Source organism: Kitasatospora sp. NPDC001261, from assembly GCF_042896795.1.
Lineage (GTDB): Bacteria > Actinomycetota > Actinomycetes > Streptomycetales > Streptomycetaceae > Kitasatospora.
This window is the reverse complement of record NZ_JBIAXP010000017.1, coordinates 126,860-145,828: the sequence shown is the minus strand read 5'-3', so window position 1 is coordinate 145,828 and position 18,969 is coordinate 126,860. Positions and strand designations below refer to the sequence as shown.

The following is an 18,969-nucleotide window of genomic DNA, read 5'->3' as shown; positions in this document are numbered from 1 at the left end:
CCGCGCCGCCCCCGGCGGCGCCCCCCCCCCCCCCGCCGGCCCCCCGCCCCCCCCCCCCCGCCGCCGCGGGGGCCGGGGGGGGGGGCCCCCCGGGGGGGGGGGGCCCCCCCCCACCGGCGGTCAGAGGGCTACGGCGTCAGGACTGCGGCCAGGCGTCCGTGAAGTAGCCGAACAGGTCGGCGATGATGTCGGTGCTGCCGACGTGGTTGTAGATGTCGACCTTGCCGTCCGCGCCGACCGGCGTGGTGACGTGGTTGGGCACGGTCTGGCCGGCCAGCAGGTTGAGGTTGCTGGTGCCGGGGCGCGGGGCGCCGTGGGCGTGCACGGTGAGGTAGCTGTCCTCGGTGGTGTTGGTCGACGTCACGTTGAGGACGGCCGCGCGGGCACCGGCCGGGATGCCGCCGACGACGGTGGTGCTGTCCGGGCCCGGCTTGGCGAACGGGCCGGTACGGGTGTCGGTCAGGCGGACGGGCACGGTCGGCGTGTACGTGGCCTTGCCGTTCGGGGAGTAGTACCCGAAGACGTCGAGGATCACGTGGGTGGAACCGTTGTGGTTGTACACGTTGACGGTGCCGTCCGGGCCGACCGGGACGATGACCTGGTTGGCCTTGTCCTTGCCGGGCTCCGGGTTCAGGTTGGAGCTGACCGGCTTGGTCCCGCCGCCCGCGTACACCTTGAGGTGGGTGTCGGTGGCGGTGTCGGTGCTGGTCAGGTTGAGCACCACGGACGTGGCGTCCGCCGGGACGCCGCCGACGCCCGCGACCTTCACCGCACGCGTCTCGCCGGACCCGAGCTTGCTGCTCTCCCGGGTGTCCACCAGCCGGCTCGGCGCCAGCGGGGTGAACAGGTCGCCGCCGTTGGGGCGGTAGAAGCCGACGACGTCGACGATCACCTCGGCGCGGCCGGAGTTGAGCAGGGTGCTGATCCGCTTGGCGTCGCCGATCGGCACGGTGACCAGGTTGGACGAGGTGCGGCCGGCCGCCACGTTGACGTTCGAGGTGATCGGGCGGGCCTGGCCGGTCGGCCAGACGGTGAGGTGGGTGTCCTCGGTGGCGTCGGTGACGGTCACGTTCAGGACGACCGTGGTGACGTTCCCCGGCACGCCGTTCGCCCCGGGCGCGCTGCCGGTCGGGACCGTGAAGGGCACCTCGGCGCCGCCCCGGAGGTCCAGGTTCGGGTCCTGGCGGGTGTCGACGAGCCGGTACGCCTCCGTGCGCAGGAACCCGGTCGGGGCGTACGCGGCCCGGAAGGGGTACGCGGCGGTGCTGGTGCGGCCGGCGGTGTCGGTGACCGTCACCGTGACCGTGTAGTCGCCCGGCGAGGCGTACCCGTGGACGACCGCGTCCAGGGTGTTCCGGGTGACGGCGGGGGTCCCGTCGCCGTAGTCCACCACGACCTTGGAGACCTGCCACGGCGAGGACGTCCCCGACGGGTCGACCCGCACGCCCAGCGGCGGGGCGTCGGCCGTGTCGAACCGGTCCGGGACGACCTGCTGGACGGTGGCGCCGGCGGTCAGCGGCCCGGGGGCCGTGACCTGCACCTGTACGCCGTACCCGCCGGTGAACGGCTGGCCGCCGCCGGTGTCCACGGTGACGTTCGCGGAGAAGGTGCCCGGCTTGGTGTAAGTGTGCTTGACCACCGGGGAGTTCGAGGTGACCGCCGGGGTGCCGTCGCCGAAGTCGTAGCGGTAGGTCATCACGGAGGTCGGCCAGTGGGCCTTCTCCGGGCCCGTGGTCGCCGTCAGCGTGATCTCGGTGCCGTACGGGGCCCGCTGCTGGTCGGCCGTCAACTGGGCCGAGGTTATGGGCTCCTGGCGCTCGGTCGCGCCGCGGTCGTGGTAGCCCAGGCCGGTGCCGAGGTTCGGCCGCGACGGGTCGTCGGCCGGGTGCGCGGCCGGCACGAAGCCCGGCGCGGTCTCGTCGGCGGAGTCGACGACCTCGCTGTTCAGCGCGCTGCCGGACTGCCAGCGCGGCACCACGTAGTCGTGCTTGCCGGCCCGGCCGTCGGTCGCGGCGGCGAGCGACTCGGGCGTCTGGTGCCGGGTGCCGGCCCAGGCGTACGGCGTGCCGTTGCCGGAGTTCGTCCAGTACGGCGCGACGGTGTTCGAGCCAGCCCGGGTGTCCTTCGCCGAGGCGGCGGAGACCACGATCTCCGCACCCTCGGGGTTCGGGCAGGAGTACGGCGCGGAGGGCGAGAAGTGGTTGCGCACCACGTTGTTGAAGAGGTTCGACCCGGAGGAGTCGCCGGCCAGCTCGATGCCGGCCGTGCAGCCGTCGGCCACCGTGTTGTTGGTGAGGGTCGTCCCGGGGCTGTCGACGGCCTTGATCCCGGAGGCCTCGGTGCGGACCACCGTGACCCGGCTGGAACCGGTGACCAGGACCTCCCGGGCGTGCATCGACTCCACCACGACGTCGTGCACACCGGACAGCCGCACGTCGCCGCCCACCGCGGTGCCGCCGGCCGCGCCCCGGATGGTGATGGGCCGGCCGGGCTCACCCGACTTCGTGACCGCGGTGCCGGAGCCGAACGTGCCCCGGGCCACCTCGACGGTCTGCCCCGGCAGCGCCGCCGCGGCGGCCGCGTTGACGGAGCAGAACGGCTTCGCCGCCGTCCCCGTCCCGGAGTCCGAGCACGCCGGGTCCCAGGCGTCGACCCGCAGCACCCCGGGCGCGTCGTCGGCGGAGCCGGTGGTGGCGGCGGAAGCCGTGGTGGCGGCGGTGGGAATGCCACCGAGCACGGTGACGAGGCCTGCGGCGAGCAGGCCCTTGGTTCGGTTGGGGCGCACGGTGCGGTCCTCCGAGAAGGGACAGGAGTCTGACCTGGTGGGCACGGGCCCGGTCGGGTGGGTCAGGCCGCGTGGATCGCAGGCAGAGCAATTATGACGAGGGCTCCGCCGGACTTGATCACCGCCCCCACCTGCGGTGTCGTATCCCATGAGGCGGGACCGGACGTCCCGGACAGTTCGGATGATTCGGACCACCGAGGGCGCGGGCCGGGGCCCCGCAGGATCAGGTCGTCGTCTGCCGAGATCTGGTGAGCGCCCCTGTCAGGCGTTGACCAGGACGATCTTGCCGGTCGCGTGGCCGCTCTCGCCGAAGTGGTGCGCCCGTGCGACCTGGTCGAGCGGGAAGGTGTGCACCTGAGGGAGCGCGAGGCGTCCGGTGGCGATGAGCTCGCCGAGGTCGGCGAGGACGTAGAGGGCCCGGCCGTCGTCGCCGCGGCTGAAGGCCACCCGGTGCTCACGGGCGCCGGCGAAGTCGGAGAGGGTGACGACGCGCTCGGGGCCGCCGGTGAGGTCGATGAGGTCGGGCAGTGCTCCGCTGCCGGCGACGTCGAGTGCGCGGTCGACCCCGCCGGGCGCCAGCGCGCGGACCGCCGGTACGAGGGTCGGGCCGTAGGCGACGGGTTCGGCTCCCAGCCCCCGGACGTACGCGTGCCTGGCCGGGCCGGCGGTGCCGATCACCCGCGCGCCGCGGGCCACGGCGAGTTGGACCGCGGCGCTGCCGACGTTGCCCGAGGCGCCGTTGACGAGGAGCACGGTGCCGCCGACCACGCCCAGCCGGTCGAGTCCGCGCGCCGCGGTCTCGAGGGCGGCGGGCAGGGCGGCGGCGTCGGCGAAGCGGACGGACGCGGGCAGCGGCGCCCAGTACGACAGCACGGCCAACTCGGCCTGGGCGCCCCCTCGTTCGGACAGGCCGACGACACGGTCGCCGACGGACACGTCGGTGACGCCCTCGCCGACCTCGTCCACGACACCGGCCGCCTCGTGTCCCAGCGTCTGCGGCAGTTCCTCGTCCATCAGGCCCGCGCGCTTCTTCCAGTCGCTGGCGTTGACGCCGGCGGCGCGTACCGCGACGCGGATCCGGCCGGGGCCCGGGTGCGGGTCGGGAAGGTCCACGACCTCCAGGACCTCGGGGCCGCCGAAACGGCTGAACCGTACTGACCTCATCGTGGACTCCGTTCCGAACGGCAGCGGTGGGACACCGGGTTGGACACGGCGGCAGGCCGCCCCCCGCTGTCAGGCGAGGCGCTCGCCGTCGTAGAAGACGCCGCCGGTGGGCCCGTCGGCAGGCAGGGTCGCGGCCCAGGCGACCCACACGGCGCTCTCCGCGGCGGGCCGGTCCTCCTCGTCGACGCCGAGCTCGGGGTGGGTGTCGACCCGCCCCGGGTCGACGGCGTTGACGAGGACGTCGGTGCCGCGGAACGTCGCCGCGAGGCTCGCGGTGAGGGCGTTGAGCGCGTACTTGGAGAAGGAGTACGCCGGGGCGCCCACCTGCCGGGGGTAGTCGGCCCCGGCCGCGATCTGCTGGTACGCCCCGCTCGAAACGTTCACCACCCGGGCCGCGGGCGCCGCCCGGAGCAGCGGGGACAGGGCCTGGACGAGGGCCCACACCCCGACCACGTTGACGTCGAGCGCCGTGCGGACGTAGTCGATGTCGGCGTCCAGCATGGACGGCGTGTCGAAGTCGGGCATGCAGCTGGCGTTGTTGACGAGGACGTCGAGGCGGCCGTGCCCGTCCCCGACGTGGGCGGCGACGCGCGCGAAGTCGTCGGTGTCGGCGAGGTCGAGGCGGAGGCCCTCCGCGCTGAGGCCCTCGGAGCGGAGCACGGCCGCCCGCTCCTCGGCCTGGCCGCCGTCGCGGGCCGTGACGATGACGTGGTGGCCCTGCGCGGCAAGAGCCCGGGCCACGGCGATGCCGAGCCCGGCGGCCCGGCCTGCGCCGGTGACGAGTGCGGTCCTGTCGGTCATGGTGGCCTCCCCGGAAGGCGTGGACGACGCTTCACGAACAGCGTACGTCACAAACAGCGTACGTCACGAACGCTGTTCGTTCGGCGCCGTTCGTTCGGACGAAAGCGGGCGGTCGCCTAGAGTGCTGCTCCCGCTTCCCCTCGCAGAAGGCCGATCCCCGATGCCCCCCACCCGCCGTCGTTCGACCCGCGACCGCCCGGCCAAGCCGCCGCTCAGTGAGGAGGCCGTCGTCGACGCGGCCCTGGAGGTCCTGCGCTCGGAGGGGCTGCCGGCCGTGTCGATGCGACGGGTCGCCACCGCCCTGGACACCGGGCCCGCCTCGCTGTACGTCTACGTGGCCAACCGCGAGGCCCTGATCCACGCCATGCAGGACCGCATCTTCGCGACGGTCGAACTCGAGACCGCCGACCCGGCGCACTGGCGCGACCAACTGCACACACTCCTGGGACGCCTGCGCGACGCGCTGGCCGCCCACCCCGGGATCGCCATGACGCTCACCACCGTGCCGCCCCGGAGCGAAGCGGTCCTGCGCCCGCTGGAGAACATGCTCGCCGTCCTCCTCGCCGGGGGCCTCACTCCCCAGGACGCGGCGTGGGCCGCCGACTTCCTCTCCACCCTGGTGCACCACGCCGCCGTCGAAGCCGAGGCACGGCCCGGCGGCCACCACGAGCAGGCCGAGGAGCTGTACCGGCACTTCACCGCCCAGTCGCCCGAGGCGTTCCCCCTCATCACCGCCCACGCCGCCCACCTCGTCGCCGGCGACGCCGAGGAGCGGTTCCGCCTCGCCGTCGACACCCTCATCGACGGCTTCCTCACCAGGGCGGCGCAGACCCCGGCGTAGACCACCGGCCGGGATCACCGGCCGGACCGCCCCGGGACGGTGCCCAGCCGTCGACCCCGGTTCCTCCCCCTACGACGCCGACGCCGCCTCGTGGCGGGCGACGAGCGCGGCGGTGTCCTCGGCGTCCAACGCGAGCCCGAACTCCCCGCTCAACAGCCCGGGCAGCTCCCCCGCCGACACCCGGCGGCTCTCCTCCGTGAAGTCCGGTAGCAGCCGGGTGAGTTCCGTGTCACGCAGGACGAGCCGCTGACCGGCCGCCGGCTTCTGCACCAGCAGCTTGCCGCGGAAGGGCGAGCGGGGATGCGTGGAGGTGAAGTGGCTGGTCACGGTGAAGTCGACCGGGAAGCGCGGCTCCGTCCCGATCGCGTAGAGGTCGAACCAGCCGTCGCGCCTCAGCCGCCGGAGCACCAGCGGTCCGGCGGCGCCCGGGGTCGGGCCCTCCTCACGGCGCAGCCCGTACGTCCAGCCGGACTGCCGTACGACCTCGCCGTCGCGCAGCCGCAGCGGCTCCAGGAGGCCCTCGGCGCCGAAGCCGACGTCGGTGAACCAGTCCTCGCCGTCGAGTTCCACCCGCAGCGACATGTGCGTGGCCGGGCGGATCCGCTCCTCTCCCAGGCGTACGCGTGACGCCGTCGCGGTGAAGGCGAAGCCGATCGCGTCCAGGGCCGCGGCGTAGAGCAGGGTCTGTTCGCAGCAGGTGCCCCCGCGTCGCCGCCGGACCATCTTCGCCTGCAGGGACTCCAGGTCGAGTCGGACGGGCCGGCCCAGGACGACCTCCAGGTTCTCGAAGGTAAGCGCGGCGATGTGGGCTGCGTGCAGCGCGCGCAGCACCTCCAGCGTCGGCTCGCGTTCCCCCCGGTACCCAACCCGGGCCAGATAGGCGTCGAGGTCCAGCCGGTCGCCGCCCCACACGGAGCCGATCGACCCGCCCATGTGCTCCTCCTCCCCCTCGAACGAACCGCACCGCCCCACGCGCCGCCCCGCCCCGGCCCGGGGAGCCCGGGGCCGCGCGAGGGGCCCCACACCCGAGCGGCTGCCCCGGAAGAGCCCGTCCGACACACCCGCGCCGCCTGTTCGTCCGCGTCCGCCCGCACCGGCGGACCCGCCGTCGGCCTCTGGGGCCGCTCTCGTCACTCCGGCAGCGAAATGCCCAGTTCCCGCAGGCGGGGCAGGCAGGCTTCGAGGCACTGCTCCACCGAGGCGGCATCGGTGCGCACGAGGATGTCGTCACGCAGCGGGGCGCCGCTGGCCACGAACGTCCACGGCTTGCGCTGCTCCGCCATCCGTTCGGCGTCGGCCTTGAGCAGCACGGTGATGCCCTGTTCGGCCAGTGCTTCCATGATCGCCAGTACGTCCACCGGTGGCCTCCCCCTCGTGAAGTGCGTCGAAGGTGCTCGAACGCGCCACGGTGAACCTACCGGTCGAGGCCGGGCAGCGACGGCCGGGGCCCGGACGGATCATCCGCCCGGGCGCCGGCGCTGGTGGAGGCGGGCCGGTCAGGCGCCGGGCACGCTGACGTAGCCGGAGATGTGGAACTTCTGCCCACCGCCGCGGGCGTCCGCAGGCTTGACGTGGCGGTGCGTCACCTTGTCCCCGACGTTGCCCTCGACGGTGTCGATGGTGCCGTCGTGGTTGACGGCGACGACGACCCCGACGTGGCCACCCTTGGCGTAGGCGGGCGGACCGTAGACGACGAGGTCTCAGGGGACGGGGGTGTAGGGGCGCTCGCCGCGCGCGGGCTGCCGGTTGTGGAAGAGGTGGTGCTCCTGGCCCCACTTGCCGACGCCGCGTCCGGACAGGGTGGTCGGCGCGGGCTTCACGCCGGCCTGGTGCCAGGTCCAGTCGGCGAACGCGGCGCACCAGGCGGTCTTGGCGCACTTGCTCTGCTTCTCCGTCCCGTCGGCGTAGGCGAAGTACTTGTCGCACGTGCCGGTCTTCTCGGGGTCCTGGCCGGCCGGGGTGATCTGGCCGCGGGCGATGGAGACGATCCGCTCGCGCAGCGCGGAACGGGCGGTGGCGCCGTCGGACACGGTGGCGGTGTCGGTCGCGGAGTCGGTGTCGGTGGTGGTCCGGACAGCGTGCGCACCGGCCGGGAGGGGGCCGGTGGTGGCCGCGGCGGCGGTGCCGAGGCCGCCGAGCGTCCCGGCGGCCACCAGGGCGACGGCGGCGGTCCTTCCGGCGCGGCCCACGAGGGCGGCGAGCAGACGCGATTGTGTCATGTTCATGATCTCTCCTTGGATGCGCCCTCCACCGCCCCGGGCAGGCCGCAGCCTGCCCGGGACACGGGAGGAGGTGGGGTTTCCGCCGGGGATGCGTCCTCCGGCCGACCACCACGATTGCACGCCCGACCGCCGGACTCCTACGCTGTGTGAACACCTGGTTACCCATGCATATGCGGAGCGCCTCCGTACGGCCCTGACCTGGGCCTACGCACAGCCGAGGGAAGAGGAACAGAGCCGATGACGCGCAACCGGCCGCCGCAGGCAGCCGATGAACCGGACCAGCCGACGGCCGCCGCCGCCCGCGCCGAACTGGCCCGGACGCTGCGGAGGTGGCGTCAGGAGGCCGGGAACCCCACCCAGGTGACCGTGTCCCGGCGCACCGCGATCGCCCAGACGACCCTCTCCCGCTACGAGAACCCCGACGGCAGGTACCCGGCACCGGAAGCGGCGCTCCACTCCCTGGCCGCGTACTACGCGGTCGCCGACGGCGAGCTCGTCCGCGCGCTCGGGCTCAGGGCGGCGATCGACGGCGGCACGGGCGACGCGCCGCCACCGGAGCCGGTCCCGGAGCCTGCGGCGGCCACCGCACCGGAGGCACCGGCGCCCAGTGCCGAACCGACGGCCGGTCAGGAACCCCGTGGCGGGCGACGGCGCCGGGCGGCGTGGGCCGCCGGGGGCGCGGCCGTGGCGGCGGCCGCCGCCGGCGCACTCCTCTACGCCCTGACGGGCCCGGACACCGGCGCCACCGTCGCGCCCGCCCCGCGGGCGATGCCCGCACCCACGGCGGCCGCCTCCTGCGACGGGGCGTCCTGCCTGCACGTCGACCCGGTCGGCACCGTCTGCGACCGCGACGCCGCCACCGCCGCGGCCGACCGCGACTTCGGCGTCCTGATCGAACTGCGCTACAGCCCCTCCTGCCACGCCGCCTGGGCCAAGATGAGCGGCGGCTCCCCCGGCGACCGCGTCCAGGTCTTCGGCACCCCGCCCGAGCAGGAGGAGTACCGCCAGCAGTCCGGCCACGACGCCCACAGCAAGATGGTCCGCGCCACCCGCCCCGCCGACGCCCGCGCCTGCGCCGTCGTCGACAACCGGGGCACCGTCTGCGCCGCACCCCGGGAAGCCCCCACGGGATGACGCGGGAGAGCGGGCACAGCCGGGTCGGCGAGCCGCTCGGATGGAAGCCGACGGTGACCGCCCGTCAAGGACGAACGGATCCGGCGTACTCCCCCTCGCGATCCGGGGATACGAGGTCCAGGCGTCGTCCCCGCAGCGCGCGGCGTGCTGAGGCCCATGGGTCACACACACGCCCGCAGTTCCGCGATGTCCAGCGGTGGCAGCCGTGACAGTTCGGCGTCGGCGGCGGCCATGGCGGCGGCGTAGCGGGAGTCGGCGAGGAGGGCCGTGACGGTGTCGGCGATCTCATCGCGCGTCGCTGTGAGTTCCAGCGCGCGGCCGAGGCCGTGCCCGGCGAACGCGGTGGTGTTGCCGGGCTGGTCGGCGAGGACGCCCAGGCCCAGGACGGGCGTCGCCGCCTGCACCGCGTCGAGCAGGGAGGCCCGCCCGCCGTGCGTCACGAACAGATCCACCTGACGCAGGAGCGTGGGCTGCGGGACGTGCTCGACGACCGTGATGCGGGGGCCCGCGCTCGGCAGGTCCCGCGCGAGATGTCCGGCGGACACGATCGCCTCGCAGCCGGTCGCGGAGAGGGCGGCCATGACCTCCCGGTACACGCTCCTCACGACGCCGCGCAGACCGGACATCGCGGTGGTCAGGGTGCCGAGGCTCACGTAGACGAGCGGGCGGGAGGAGGCGGGACGGTCCGGCCGCTCAGGGACGGTGGTCCGGAACGCCGCGACGGTGCGCCGGACCGCGCGGGCCATGACGAAGTCGAGTGCGGACACGTGCGAAGGTATCGGCTCGGCGGTGACGGCTATCCGTAGGGCCATGGGGACTCCAAGCAGCGTTCTGCGGGCGCGCGGAATCCGGGCCCGCTTGCCGAGGTCGGCGGGTTGCGACGGGGCGTCAGGAACCGGCACCGGGTGACGGCGGCTTCCTCGACGGGACCGGGCCCGGACCGTCCTGACGGCCCAGGACGAGGACCTGGAAGGCCGCGCCGGCGTAGGCGACCAGGAGCCGGGCGATCCTGCGGGGCGTGCTGCGCATGCTGGTGTGCCTGCTCTCGTAGGGTGCTGTCGGCTTGTCGGAGGGTGCCCGGGTCACCAGGAGACGGCGTCGTCCAGCGACTGCTGCCAGTAGCCGACCTTGAGGGAGTCGTCCACGTAGGCGCCCTCCGCGGGCAGCGACGGGTGGGCCCCGGCGCCGACGCTCTCGTTGCCGGAGGGGCCGTGGAAGTAGACGGTCAGGGAGTTCACGGTGTGGCCGTTCGAGCCGTCGGTGCCGTCGGTGGAGGACAGGTTCACGGAGGCGTAGCCGGACTCGCCGGGCTGGAGGGTGACGACGGCCTGCGGCTTCGAGTCGGTGATGACGGGGGGTACGGACTGGGCCTCACCGAAGCGGACGGCCGGGTAGCCGTAGAGGTAGCAGGTGCCGGAGCCGGTGTTGGTGACCGTGAGCAGCAGGTGGTTCACGGGGCGGTTCAGCGGGGCGGCCGTGGTCGCGGTGTTGGAGCCTTCGCAGGTGGCCGGCTCGGCGGCCGCGGGGGCGGCGGGGGTCTTCGGCGTCGGGGTGCCGGTGGCGGGCTTCGGGGCGGTGGGCCGGGGTGCGGCGGCCGGCTCCTGACTGGCGGACCCGGTGGTGCCACCGGCGTCGGCGGACGGGGCCGTGGAGGTCGAGGAATCCGCCGCAGCGGCGGGCGCCGCAGCCCTGAGCGAGGGCCCGGTCGCCGTATCGATGACCCCGCTGTCGTTGCACGCGGTGAGCGAGCAGGCGGCGGCCACGAGGCTCGCGGCGCCGCTGACCAGACGGGTGCGGGAGGTACGGACGGACATGTGGTCGCGCCCCTTTCGGCATGGGCTCGGGTGCTGCGTCGGTCGGACGGCCGAAGCCTGCGCGACGGTCCGTCCCAGCCGCCACGCCTGGCGCCGCACCAGGGAGGGTGGGACGGCGAAGGGGGCTCTGACCAGCGGGAACGAGGCCGGCCTGGAACGCCGGAATGGGACGCGGAGGGGACGGACGAGGGGACGGACGAGAGGACGGACGGGGCGGCTGCCGGAGGGCACGGGGCCGAGGCGCCCCGCGTGTCGTCGGGCCTCGCGAGTGCGTCCAGGGTGTGGGAGCTATGCGACTGGTCGAGATGGAGGCAGCCCGGCAGGACTGGAAGGGCATGCTGTGCGGCTGCGGCGGTTCGGCGGAGCACCTGGCCCGGGATCTGCTGCGGCTCGCGGGCGAGGGCACGGACGCGGAGTCCGCCCGACGAGGACTCGATCTTCCGGAGCTGTGCAGAAACGTTGCCGCGCAAGGTCTCTGGCTGCTCTACGGGGAGGTGATGGCGAATCGGTCCCTCGTCGGGGCGGGCACCGCCTTCGAGATCCTCACGGTGGTGGAGCCCGACAGGGCTCGCCTGCACCGTGTCCGGGAGCTCGCGGCCGACTGGCTGCCCGTGTGCTGCCGGACCGGCCTGTGCGATGACGACCTGTGGGCCCTCGACCGCTGACCTCGCCGGAGCCGTGGCCGCGCTGCCGTGGACGAGCCGCGCTGCCCGCTGCCGGGCGTCCGCGGCGCGTCTCCCTCCCGGAGGACGGGGTCAGGGGGCCGGTGACCGCTTGCCCGACACCCCGGCGGCGCGGTGGCACAGCTCGACGAGGGAGCCGAGGAACTGGCCGCCGTACGCGCCTGCGGCGGCGCAGGGGTCCGCGTCGGCAGCCTGGCCGCCGGACGGCCGCCCGGCGTCGGGAGCGGGCCGCGGTCGGGAGCCGGCGGCCGGGAAGCCCGGTCGCCGCCCCGGGCTCGGCACCGGTGTGCGCCCTGGCCCTCCGTCGCCCTGGTCGGCGGCCTGGTCCTCCTGGTCGCCGGCGGGCCCGGCGTCCGGCGCGGGGACGGGCTCCGCGGTCGCGAGTTCCGACGGGGACGGCACGGGGACCGGCACCGGTGAGGCCGAGGGCGCGGAGCGCTCCAGGACCCCCACGACGGCGGGGGCGACCGGCTGGTCGTCGGGGACCGGTCGCGGGCCCATCCCGAGGTAGGCCCGCGGGCCGGCGTCCGCCGCTCCCGAGAGCAGCGCCGTCGCGAGGACGACCGCGACGACGGTGCCGCGCCCGAACGCCCGGACCGGGGACGGGCAGCCGGGCGGCCGCCGGGCGCCGGGGACCGCCAGAGGGACCGCCGAGGGGGCGGCCGCCGCCGACTCCGCCCGGCGCCGGCAGACCTCCGCGTTGCGCGACGCCGCCCACTGCTCCGACGCGCCCAGCCCGGCCCACGCGGTGGCGGCCACGGCGAACAGGTCGGCCGCCCGCAGGGGGTCGCCGCCGACCGCCGCGACGTACGCCCGCACCTCCTGCGCCCGCAGCGTCTCGGGGTGCAGGGCGCCGCGCTCCAGGGCGACGTACCGGTGGAGCTCCTCGGCCAGGCGGGTCGCGAGGGCCGTGTTCCCGGCCTCCATCGCGCCCCGGATCAGGGCCACCCGGGGCGCGTAGGCGGCCGGCAGCCTCTCGGCGGCCGTCCTTGACGACGTGTCGGCCGTATCGGTCATGGGCCCCTCGCAGGTGGTTCTCCGAACGATGGATGACGTCACGTATACCGGTCGGAGCCACCCCGGGCCGGTGCCCTGTCAGCCCATCGGGTGAATCGTCACCGACCGGTCCACGGAACTCCTCCGGCGTTCGGGCCGCTCCGGTAAGGCGCCGCCCGGCCCGGCCGCCGGTCCGCGGCCCCCGTGGCGTCACCGCGCCGAAATCGCCTCTTCGAGTGATCCGGGTGACGGGCCGACCGATCCTGGTGACGGGCCGACGACGGGGCTACCCGGCGCCGGTCCCGCCGTCAGGCCTGCTCCCCCGCCCGCAGCTCGGTGGCGATCTGGCGCCGGCCGGCGACCAGCGTCTCCAGCACCACCCCGAGGCCGACCAGCAGGGCCAGGCCCGCGGTGGGCAGCAGCACCGGCAGCAGCACGGGCGTGATGACGTCCCCGACCTTGGCGCCGACCAGCGTCGAGATGTCGAAGGCGCCGCCCAGCAGGGCGACCGCCGCCAGCGCGACCAGGCCGCCGCCGACGGCCGCCGCCAGGGTCTGCGGCAGCGCCTCGGTCATGATCAGCGCCAGCCCGTCCCGGGGCCGCAGGCCCATGGTGCGCAGCCGGGCGAGCACGGCCGTGCGGTCGGGGGCGGCCCGGAAGAGCGTCAGCAGGACGGCGAGCAGGGCGAATCCGGCTCCGGCGGCGGCCGCGTACCAGAACAGCCGCTCGGCGGCGTGCTGCAGCGGGTCGGCGCCGAGCGCGGCGGCGGTCTCCCGGCTGCTGTGCACCGTGTACCCGGCGGGCAGGCCGTGGGTGTCCTTGCCGGTGGCCGTGGAGCCGTCCGCGATGAGCTTGGCCAGACCGACGGGCCTGGCTCCGCCGTTGTCCCGCAGGGCCGTCCTGACCTGGTCGGGGTCGATGTCGCCGACGGCGAACCACTGGTTCACCCGCTTGGCGTCCGGCAGTCGTTCCCAGGTGGGGCCGGCGGGGACGACGACGAACGGCTTGCCCGGGTCCGGCAGCGCGGGGGTGGCACCGACGGTGTCGGCGACGGTGAGGCGCAGGTCGTTGCCGTTGAGGGTGCGCACCCGGGACGGCCCCGCGGCCAGGTGCTGGGCCAGGTCGCGGCTGACCAGGGCGGGCACCGGGGTGTCCCGGCCGCCTGGCGTCCCGGCCAGCTTCGCCGGGTCGAACTCGCCGACCCCGAGGGCCCGGGCGATCTCGGCGTACGCCGTCGGATCGGTCACCACCACCAGGTTGGCCTCGGTGTAGTCCTGGTCGCCGCCGAAGACGCGGGCCTTGGTCTCCATCCAGACCCCGGTCGAGGTCCGGACGCCCGGCAGGGCGGCCGCGGCCTTGGTGAACGGCTCGGTCAGGGTGGCGTAGTCCGGGAGGGAGACGCCGATGTCCCCGCCCGTGGTGATGCGCGCGGCGCGGGTCCGCACGTCGGAGACGGTGTCGAGCACGGTGGCGCCGAAGCCGGTCGTGGTGACGGCGATCAGCAGGGCGAGCAGCGGCAGCACGGAGGGCCTGCGGCGGCCCGAGGCGTCGCGGGCGGCCCGGGAGAGGCCGAGGAAGCCGATCAGGCCGCGGCCCCGGCCGACGAGGGCGGCCAGCCGGCCGACCACCACCGGCTCGAGCCTGGCCAGCAGCAGTCCGCCGGTGACGGCGAGCAGCAGCGGCGCGGCGACCAGCAGCGGGTCCACTCCGGCCCCGGGGTGGCCGACGCCCCGGCGCCGGACCTCCGCGACCGCCGCGGCGGTGACCGCCAGGACGGCGAGTTCGCCGACCAGTCGGCGTCGGCCGCTGACCGGCCGCCGGCGTACCCAGAGCAGGGCCGCGCGGACCGGGAAGCCCAGCAGGGCGATCAGGGTCGCGACCAGGGCCGCCAGCACCGCGCGGTCCCACCGGGGGGTGGGCAGCAGCACCAGGGCGAGCGTCGTGGCGAGCACGGCGGCGGGCAGGACGGTGACCGCCCCCTCGCCGATCAACCGCCGCAGCACCCCGGCGACGGATCCGCCGCGGGCCCGGAGCAGCCGGATCTCGGCGGCGCGCCGGTCGGTGGTGAGCGCGGCGGCCAGGAACAGCACCACGGTGGCGACGCCCGCGACGCCGACCGGTCCGATCACACTGAGCGGCAGCGAGGCCCGGTAGCGCTCGTCCGCCCTGGTGAGGACGTCGCGCAGGCCGGAGACGGTGTGCAGGTCGGGGCGCCCGATCGCGTCGTGGAGAACGGTGGCGTCGTGCCCGGTCAGGAAGGAGGTGATGACGCCGCGGGTACGGTCGAGCTGGTCGGCGTGCAGCGAGGCGGGGTCGACGGGCAGCCGCCAGAAGTTCTCGGCGTTCGAACCCCAGTGGACCAACGCGGACAGGCTGCCGCCGTCGACGAACCCGCTGGTCGTCCAGTGCTCGTGCTCGGCGTCGGTGTTCAGGCAGGCGCGGGCCGGGCAGCCGAGGTCGTCCCAGAAGGGGTCCTGGGGGTCGTTGACCTCGTAGAGGCCGACCACCACGGTGGTCCGCCGGACGCCCGCGCCCTCGTCGCCGTTGTCGATGACGTCACCGAGCTTGATGCGGATGGTCTCGGCGGCCTTCTTGCTGACCACGATCGGCAGCGGATCGCCGACGGCGCCGGGGGTCGGCCAGGTGCCCTCGGTGAGGGTGGCCCGGGCGGCCAGGTCGTGCAGGTAGAGCAGGCTGAGGGCCGGGTACGGCTCCTTGTCCGAGAGGTGGGCGTACCCCGGGTTGGTCATGTAGCGGTCGGCCAGGGCGCGGGCGCCGTAGGCCTGACCCGACGGGGACAGCGTCAGCCGCCCGTCGACCTGCTCGACGAGCTGGCGCTGCACCCGGTCGAGTTCGGCGATGCTGTCGTCCTCCCGCGTCTTGGAGGTGGTCCGCAGGCTGGTCGGGTTGACGCCCTTCTCGCTGACGAAGGACTGGAGCGCCGTGTCCGCGCCCCGGTCCATGACGAGGGGGAAGGCCGCCGCCAGGAAGACGGTGACGAACGCGAGGGCCGCCATGAGCAGCGCGGCCAGCGGGTTCGCCCGCAGCCTGGTGCGGACCCAGCGCGCGGGGCGCCGGGCGGTGTCGGGGGTGGGCACGCGGGTGCCGGCCTGGGTGGTCACATCTCCTCCACGTGGCGCGGGCGGGCGGCCACGTCTCGACGGCGGCGTCCGATGAGGAAGGCCGACAGCAGCAGGGGCGGCCGCGATCGCGGTCGCGTGCGGCGCACTGATCACCGGCAATCGGTCGCCGGATAGCGGACGATGCTGTCAGATTCGATCGAGGAACGGAAGGGATTCGCACGAATCAACTAAGCACTGAGCGAATTCCTTGCATTGGCGGGATCCGGGCTGGCGGCAAGTCGTCGAAATGCCATGCGCACTTCACAACTCCGGCTTCACCGCACGCCCTTGACCAGGCAACTTCTCTTTCCGGAATTCTCTACTCGAAACGGTGAACCTGCGAAGCCGCCCCAACCGTTGCCCCGGACGGAACCGCACAGCCACGCCCGCCAGGAGCGCCGCCCCGACGGCCACCCGCCCGACGGCGGCCGTGACCGGTCCCCGGTGCAGCGCTCGCAGACGGGCCACGGGCCGGCGACGCCGACGGCCCACGCCCCGTGGCCGTCGGGGCGGGGCCCGGGAGATCGCCCCCGCAACCTGGCATATTCCGTCCGCCGGAACGGGCTTGAAAGCACCTTCGTGCACCAGCAAAGTGGTCGCCAGTGAACCGGCACCATCGATACGAGGAGGATGCATGACGCAGACGCCCGTACCGTGGGGCATCGGCAGGATGACGCCGTACGCGGCCACCACTGCCACGCTCCCGGCGCTCACGCCCGTGATCGACCCCGAGACGCAGATCGCGGTCGTCGTGGACGAGGACGGCCGCACGGTGGAACTGGGTTCCCACGGCACCAGCACCAGTGGACTCACCCCGACCAGCACCCGCCCCGGCGACGGGGCCGCGCCGGGCGGTGCGACCGACGCCGACAGCACCGAGTCCTACGACCAGGACCAGAGCGGCAGTTGACGCCGAGACACCGTCAGCCGGTGCTGGTGCTGACCAACCCCTACGACGTCACCGCGGACGTGGTCCTGCGCGTCCTCGCGCACCGCCGCTCCCCCGTGGTCCGTCTCGACCCCGGCACCGACCTGCACACGGGCGCCTCGCTGACCGCCTCGTTCCGTACGGACGGACGGCGGGGCACCCTGCGCACCCCCAGCCGGGAGCTCGACCTCACCGAGGTGGGGGCCGTGTGGGTGCGCCGGGCCTCGCCCTACGAGGGGCCGGCCGACCTCGACGGCCCGGAACGCCGCTTCGCGGCCTCGCAGTCCGTGTGGGGCGCGGGCGGCATCCTCGCCTCCCTCCCCGGGGCGCACTACGTCAACCACCCGTGGGCGAACCGCGCCGCCGAACACAAACCCGCACAACTCGCCGCCGCGCAGCGCTCCGGATTCGCCGTCCCGGACACCCTCATCACCAACGACCCGCAGGAGGCACGGGACTTCGTGGCCCTCCAGCGGGCCGGAGCGGTCTACAAGCCCGTGTGGAACACCCCGTACTCCGTCGACGGCGAACCGCGGGCCGTGTGGGTGCGGGACGTCCGGGCGCAGGAGATCACGGACGCGGTCCGGGCCTGCCCGCACCTGTTCCAGGCCCGGGTCCCCAAGGCGTACGACGTCAGGGTGACCGCCGTCGGCGACCGGCTGTTCGGCGTGCGGATCGACAGCCCGGACCTCGACTGGCGCCACCGGCAGGACCTGATGACCTGCACGCCGATCGCCGTGCCCGAACCGGTCGCGCGGTCCGTGGCCGACTACCTCGGCCACTTCCGGCTGGTGTTCGGCGCGTTCGACTTCGCCGTCACGCCGGACGGCACCTGGTCGTTCCTCGAATGCAACCCCAACGGCCAGTGGGCCTGGCAACCGCCCGAGACCACCGACCGCATCGCACACGCACTCGCTGACGAGCTGCAGAGAGGCCCCGACGCATGAGCACGTCCGAAGAGCTGCGCGCCGCCCTGACGGCCGACCTCGCCGAGAACGGCGCGCTGTCCGACCCGGCATGGATCAAGGCGGCCGAAGCGGTCCCCCGCGAAGCCTTCGCCGGGGCGTACTTCCTCCCGGTCGAGGGCAGCGACCCGACCGCCTACCGGCCGGTCCGGCAGGGCGACCCCGGCTGGCTCGAGGGGATCTACACCGACCGGACGCTCATCACCCAACTCGACGGCCACACCGGCGCGGACGAGGCGGACGGACAACCCGTGGTCGGGGCCCCGTCGTCCTCCTCCACCCTGCCGTCCCTCGTCCTCGGGATGTGGCAGCGGCTCGGCACGGACACCGGACACCGCGTCCTCGAAATCGGCACCGGCACCGGCTACTCGACCGCCCTCGGCGCCCACCGGCTCGGGGACGGAAACCTCACCAGCATCGAGTACGACCCGCGGGTCGCCGAACGCGCCGCCACCGCACTCCGGGCCGCTGGCTACCAGCCCCGCCTCCTCGTCGGCGACGGACTGCGCGGGGACCCCGGCGGCGGCGCCTATGACCGGCTGATCGCCACCTGCTCGGTCCGCTACCTGCCGATGCCCTGGCTGCACCAGGTGAAGCCGGGCGGCCGCATCCTGGTCACCCTGTCCGGCTGGAGCTACGCCTCCGGCCTGGCCGAGCTCACCGTGACCGGCCCCGGCGAAGCCACCGGCCGGTTCCTGCCCGGCTACACCAGCTTCATGATCGCCCGCCCGCACGACCGCCCGCCCCGCTCGACCCTCGCCATGCTGCCCGGCGACGAACGGCCCAGCCTGATCGACCCGGCCGTCGTCGACACCTGGACCGGCAGCTGGGTCGCCCAGCTCGCCGCCCCCTCCGCCGAACGCATGGGCAACGGCGCGACCCAGATCCTCTCCGACGTCGCCACCGGCTCCCAGGCCCGCACCGCGCCCCGCCCCGACGGGGGATGGACCGTCACCCAACGGGGCCCGCTGCGGCTGTGGGACCGCGTCGAAGAGGCCGTCCAGCTCTGGCAGCGGGCCGGCGAGCCGCACCAGGAAGGCTTCGGGATCACCGTCTCGGCAGCCGGACAACGGGTGTGGATCGGTACGGAGGACGGCCCGGGCTGGAACCTGCCGATCTGAGCGGTTGCACTGGTGGAGGGCAGTGCCCTACCAGAGTCCGGCGGCCAGCCAGACGGTCACGGCCGCGGTGGTGACGAGCCCGAGGTTGAGCGCGATCCGGCGGTCGCCGCCGGTCAGGTGGACGGCGACCGCGCCGGCCTGGAGCAGCACGAGGCCGACGGCCGCGGCCAGTGCCAGCGAGGGCGCGACGCCCGTCAGCGGCGGCAGGACCAGGCCGATCGCGCCGAGCACTTCGACCGTCCCCAATGCCCTGAGGGCGGGCAGGGGTACGCGGTCGACCCAGGCCATCATCGGTCGGAGCTGATCGGGGCTGCGGGTCACCTTCAGGGTGCCCGCGTAGGCGTAGAAGAGAGCGAGCGGGCCCGCGAGGAGCCAGTAGGCGGTGTTCATGGT

At 74.6% G+C, this 18,969-nt stretch carries 18 protein-coding genes and 1 pseudogene; 6 read left to right on the top strand and 13 right to left on the bottom strand.

Features of this window, described 5'->3' with window-relative positions:
- Window positions 1–136: 136 nt before the first annotated feature.
- The 3 genes from ACFY4B_RS23470 to ACFY4B_RS23460 all read right to left on the bottom strand — a co-directional run bounded on the left by ACFY4B_RS23470 (window position 137) and on the right by ACFY4B_RS23460 (window position 4,750).
- Complete coding sequence (locus ACFY4B_RS23470) at window positions 137–2,785, bottom strand: PKD domain-containing protein (RefSeq protein ID WP_387970624.1); 2,649 nt, start codon at window positions 2,783–2,785, stop codon at window positions 137–139.
- Window positions 2,786–3,046: 261 nt separating this feature from the next.
- Window positions 3,047–3,949, bottom strand: coding sequence for an NADP-dependent oxidoreductase (locus tag ACFY4B_RS23465; RefSeq protein ID WP_387970621.1), 903 nt, complete (start codon window positions 3,947–3,949; stop codon window positions 3,047–3,049).
- Between the two features lie 69 nt (window positions 3,950–4,018).
- A complete protein-coding gene (locus ACFY4B_RS23460; RefSeq protein WP_387970618.1) occupies window positions 4,019–4,750 on the bottom strand; it encodes an SDR family NAD(P)-dependent oxidoreductase in 732 nt (243 codons plus the stop codon).
- Between the two features lie 160 nt (window positions 4,751–4,910).
- On the opposite strand from ACFY4B_RS23460, the gene ACFY4B_RS23455 reads away from it, so the two are divergent.
- Complete coding sequence (locus tag ACFY4B_RS23455) at window positions 4,911–5,591, top strand: TetR/AcrR family transcriptional regulator (protein ID WP_387970615.1); 681 nt, start codon at window positions 4,911–4,913, stop codon at window positions 5,589–5,591.
- A gap of 69 nt (window positions 5,592–5,660) precedes the next feature.
- Here the strand turns inward: ACFY4B_RS23455 and ACFY4B_RS23450 are convergent, their stop codons facing one another.
- From ACFY4B_RS23450 to ACFY4B_RS23435, 4 genes and pseudogenes are all read right to left on the bottom strand, one after another.
- Entirely contained in the window at window positions 5,661–6,524 is an 864-nt protein-coding gene (locus tag ACFY4B_RS23450) for an arylamine N-acetyltransferase (RefSeq protein WP_387970612.1), read from the bottom strand.
- Window positions 6,525–6,721: 197 nt separating this feature from the next.
- Window positions 6,722–6,949, bottom strand: coding sequence for a hypothetical protein (locus ACFY4B_RS23445; RefSeq protein WP_049659115.1), 228 nt, complete (start codon window positions 6,947–6,949; stop codon window positions 6,722–6,724).
- A 252-nt stretch (window positions 6,950–7,201) separates the two neighbouring features.
- A pseudogene (locus ACFY4B_RS23440) lies at window positions 7,202–7,279 on the bottom strand (hypothetical protein); the annotation flags it as partial.
- A 12-nt stretch (window positions 7,280–7,291) separates the two neighbouring features.
- On the bottom strand, window positions 7,292–7,816 hold the full coding sequence (locus tag ACFY4B_RS23435) for a hypothetical protein (RefSeq protein WP_387970609.1): 525 nt from the start codon (window positions 7,814–7,816) through the stop codon (window positions 7,292–7,294).
- A 234-nt stretch (window positions 7,817–8,050) separates the two neighbouring features.
- Here ACFY4B_RS23435 and ACFY4B_RS23430 point away from each other — a divergent pair, with 234 nt between their 5' ends.
- The gene (locus tag ACFY4B_RS23430; protein WP_387970607.1) at window positions 8,051–8,947 is read left to right on the top strand and encodes a DUF2690 domain-containing protein; all 897 of its coding nucleotides are present in this window, start codon (window positions 8,051–8,053) and stop codon (window positions 8,945–8,947) included.
- A 161-nt stretch (window positions 8,948–9,108) separates the two neighbouring features.
- Here ACFY4B_RS23430 and ACFY4B_RS23425 read toward each other — a convergent pair whose 3' ends face one another.
- The 3 genes from ACFY4B_RS23425 to ACFY4B_RS23415 all read right to left on the bottom strand — a co-directional run bounded on the left by ACFY4B_RS23425 (window position 9,109) and on the right by ACFY4B_RS23415 (window position 10,761).
- Entirely contained in the window at window positions 9,109–9,759 is a 651-nt protein-coding gene (locus tag ACFY4B_RS23425; protein ID WP_387970604.1) for a glycosyltransferase, read from the bottom strand.
- 76 nt (window positions 9,760–9,835) lie between these two features.
- Window positions 9,836–9,976 (bottom strand): hypothetical protein, encoded by a 141-nt coding sequence (locus tag ACFY4B_RS23420; RefSeq protein ID WP_387970601.1) that lies wholly within the window; start codon window positions 9,974–9,976, stop codon window positions 9,836–9,838.
- Window positions 9,977–10,029: 53 nt separating this feature from the next.
- Window positions 10,030–10,761: a DUF4232 domain-containing protein gene (locus tag ACFY4B_RS23415; protein WP_387970598.1), complete on the bottom strand. Its 732-nt coding sequence runs from the start codon at window positions 10,759–10,761 to the stop codon at window positions 10,030–10,032.
- A 290-nt stretch (window positions 10,762–11,051) separates the two neighbouring features.
- Between ACFY4B_RS23415 and ACFY4B_RS23410 the strand changes: the two genes are divergently transcribed.
- Window positions 11,052–11,426, top strand: a complete 375-nt coding sequence (locus ACFY4B_RS23410; protein WP_387970595.1) for a hypothetical protein — start codon at window positions 11,052–11,054, stop codon at window positions 11,424–11,426.
- Between the two features lie 90 nt (window positions 11,427–11,516).
- Here the strand turns inward: ACFY4B_RS23410 and ACFY4B_RS23405 are convergent, their stop codons facing one another.
- Window positions 11,517–12,461, bottom strand: a complete 945-nt coding sequence (locus ACFY4B_RS23405) for a hypothetical protein (protein ID WP_387970593.1) — start codon at window positions 12,459–12,461, stop codon at window positions 11,517–11,519.
- A 287-nt stretch (window positions 12,462–12,748) separates the two neighbouring features.
- Window positions 12,749–15,562: a hypothetical protein gene (locus tag ACFY4B_RS23400; protein WP_387970590.1), complete on the bottom strand. Its 2,814-nt coding sequence runs from the start codon at window positions 15,560–15,562 to the stop codon at window positions 12,749–12,751.
- A gap of 634 nt (window positions 15,563–16,196) precedes the next feature.
- Here ACFY4B_RS23400 and tgmA point away from each other — a divergent pair.
- The 3 genes from tgmA to tgmC are packed head-to-tail and all read left to right on the top strand — an operon-like array spanning window position 16,197 to window position 18,576.
- Window positions 16,197–16,472 (top strand): putative ATP-grasp-modified RiPP, encoded by a 276-nt coding sequence (gene tgmA, locus ACFY4B_RS23395; protein WP_049649147.1) that lies wholly within the window; start codon window positions 16,197–16,199, stop codon window positions 16,470–16,472.
- The gene (tgmB, locus tag ACFY4B_RS23390; RefSeq protein ID WP_387970587.1) at window positions 16,469–17,437 is read left to right on the top strand and encodes an ATP-grasp ribosomal peptide maturase; all 969 of its coding nucleotides are present in this window, start codon (window positions 16,469–16,471) and stop codon (window positions 17,435–17,437) included. The genes tgmA and tgmB overlap by 4 nt, the downstream gene beginning before the upstream one ends.
- A complete protein-coding gene (tgmC, locus tag ACFY4B_RS23385) occupies window positions 17,434–18,576 on the top strand; it encodes an ATP-grasp peptide maturase system methyltransferase (protein ID WP_387970584.1) in 1,143 nt (380 codons plus the stop codon). The genes tgmB and tgmC overlap by 4 nt, the downstream gene beginning before the upstream one ends.
- 27 nt (window positions 18,577–18,603) lie before the next feature.
- Here tgmC and ACFY4B_RS23380 read toward each other — a convergent pair whose 3' ends face one another.
- The gene (locus ACFY4B_RS23380; RefSeq protein ID WP_387970581.1) at window positions 18,604–18,966 is read right to left on the bottom strand and encodes a DoxX family protein; all 363 of its coding nucleotides are present in this window, start codon (window positions 18,964–18,966) and stop codon (window positions 18,604–18,606) included.
- Window positions 18,967–18,969 lie beyond the last annotated feature (3 nt).